At 43.1% G+C, this 2,610-nt stretch carries 1 protein-coding gene and 1 pseudogene; both read left to right on the forward strand.

Annotated elements, in window-relative coordinates; all coding sequences use genetic code 11:
• Positions 1-244 precede the first annotated feature (244 nt).
• A pseudogene (locus tag JX312_RS14370) lies at positions 245-343 on the forward strand (hypothetical protein); the annotation flags it as partial.
• Positions 344-355: 12 nt separating this feature from the next.
• Positions 356-2,610 (forward strand): two-component regulator propeller domain-containing protein (locus JX312_RS12065; protein ID WP_304505006.1); only part of this gene is annotated, 2,255 nt, incomplete at its 3' end.

Below are 2,610 nucleotides of genomic sequence, written 5' to 3' on the forward strand. Positions count from 1 at the left end.
CAGCACAAATAGCAAATTGCCATCCAACNCTTGACCTCGAATTTGATTAACACTTTTTAAGAGACACTAGTGATATAATATCTTAATTGTAAGGGTTAAGACTGTTGACGGGAATGTTTATGTCACTAAGGTGGCGTAAACTTTTTGTTTTTATATAATGAGGTCTTAATTCCTGTTAATATGCTAACTCCATGCTAAACTCATGAACCGATTCGTTTTAACCCTATTGGTATTGCTGGCTGTTATGTTGCCGGCATATTCTGTTGATAAGAAGTACTCGTTTAAACATATTAATTCTGCTGACGGGCTTTCTGCAAGCAATGTCAAGTGCATTCTCCGGGATTCCCGGGGATTTATGTGGTTCGGCACCAAGAACGGGTTGAATCTATATGACGGAATGGATATCGAACGGTTGAAGTGTTTTGATTGTGTCAGGAAACATGGCAATGACAACATTGGGGCATTGTATGAGGACAAGACAGGGAAGATATGGATCGGAACAGACCGGGGTGTCTTCCGGTTTGATCCTGATGATGTCAGATTCAAGTTTATGGATGGAGAGGCATCTCCGTCCGAATCGAATATAGAAGCTAAGAAAATAGGAAATTCCAATACGGAATCTCCTAATAATTATGTTTTGAGGATATTGGGTGATGCTGCCGGAAATGTGTGGGTGCTCATTCCGACTCAGGGCATTTTTCGCTTTAAGGGGGATAAGGTAGATTTCTTCTCAAATCCGAAGACTTCTGACAATAAGCAACATGTTTATACCGACATTGCCGTGTCTCCTACAGGTGAGATTTATGCAGTGAGTAATTATTTGGATATCTATGTGCATAATTCGCGAGATGACCGGTTTCGAAAAGTATTTTCCAATGATGGTTTGCTTCCGGCACCGAGCAGCCTTACGAAGATGATATCCGATCAAGATGGAGATCTGTTTTTTGCCACTTTAGACGGCTATATATATTCATATAATCCTCATAAAAACGGATATCCCCAACTTATTGATTTTTCGAAAACAGGTAAGGTATATTTGCGTGACATAGCACTTTTTGATGATGACTTGTGGATCGGCACTCATAACGGACTTCGTATACTTGACTTGTTGTCCGGAAGTGAGAAAGAACTGAGGGAGAATGCGCTTGATCCTTTCTCACTGAGTGACAATTCACTCTCTGTGATATATCGTGATTATGAAGGTCATGCATGGATTGGAACAATGTTCGGAGGAGTTGACTTCCTTTCTAACAATCCGTTCCGGTTTGATGTGTTCGGCAGGGAATATGGATTGTCGAGTATGCGAATAAGGGGGTTGGATGTGAGCGATGACGGGAAACTATGGATAGGCACTGAAAATAACGGGCTGAATCTTCTTGACCTGAACACCGGTTCTGTATCACATCCTGTTGTTTCACCTGCCAAGAGCAGTGGTGTCATGCATTTTGTGGATGTAATCGGTAATGACGTTTATTTAGGTTTCACCCATTCCAGTGTATTAAAGGTTAGAGGAGGAATAGGGAAGACCGAGATATTGCCGATAGATTCTGTAGCAGGTAATGACAGAAGCGGATATTGCTATCTTCTTGATTCATCCGGCAATGAATGGTTAGGTCTCGGAGGAGCCTTGGCAAAAAGGAAAAAGGGGGAGACAGGCTTTTTAAAAGTAGAAGATACCGGCTCTAACTGGATATTCGCATTGTTTGAAGATTCACACCGTAACATCTGGATCGGAACAATGGGCAATGGATTATGGAAATATACACCCTCTTCCGGTAAATTCAGGAACTATAGTTATGATGACGGGGAGATAAAACCTACCGGTCTGCGCTCTAATTCAATATCGTCCATAATGCAGGATAGCAAAGGGAATGTATGGGTATCTACCGACCGGGGTGGTCTGAGCAAATATAACGAAGCCAAAGATGATTTTATCACTTTCGGAATTGAAGAGGGTCTTCCCGATGATGTGGTCTATAATGTGCTTGAGGATTCCAATGGTTTCCTTTGGTTCGGGACCAACAAAGGGTTGGTTAAATTCAATCCTGATAACAGCTTCATAAAGGTCTTTTCGATCAATGACGGCTTGCCGTTTAATGAGTTCAGTTATAATTCTGCCGCCGCCGATAAATCGGGGATCTTTTATTTCGGTGGTAATAACGGAATCATAGCGTTCAATCCATTACTTGACGTCCCGGGCAAGCAGCATCATCCGGTATATTTCACAAACGTTTCACTCCTTGACTTAGCTGAGGGCAGTGATGCCGAAGGGCTTGAAGGGGTGACTCTCGGCAAGAGCATAACTCTGCCAAGCACATGTGCGAGCTTCAGGGTCACCGTGTCGTCGCCGGAATATGGAGTCTCGGGGCAACGTTTCTTTTATTACCGATTGCTTCCTGTCGGGCAGGAATGGACTCGGATTGACGGTAATAAAATAACTTTTGCTAATCTTGCCTCGGGTGATTATCGTCTGGAAGTAAGATACGGTGACGGGGAGGATGTTCCTGTGAGTGAATTGCGGATCCGGATTCTTCCACCATGGTGGAGGTCGACATGGGCGATACTGGCTTATTTGATAATAGCTTTAATGGCAGTCGTGTTGCTTGTGAT

The sequence above is a fragment of the Barnesiella sp. CU968 genome, from assembly GCF_905219685.1.
GTDB lineage: Bacteria > Bacteroidota > Bacteroidia > Bacteroidales > Muribaculaceae > Lepagella > Lepagella muris_A.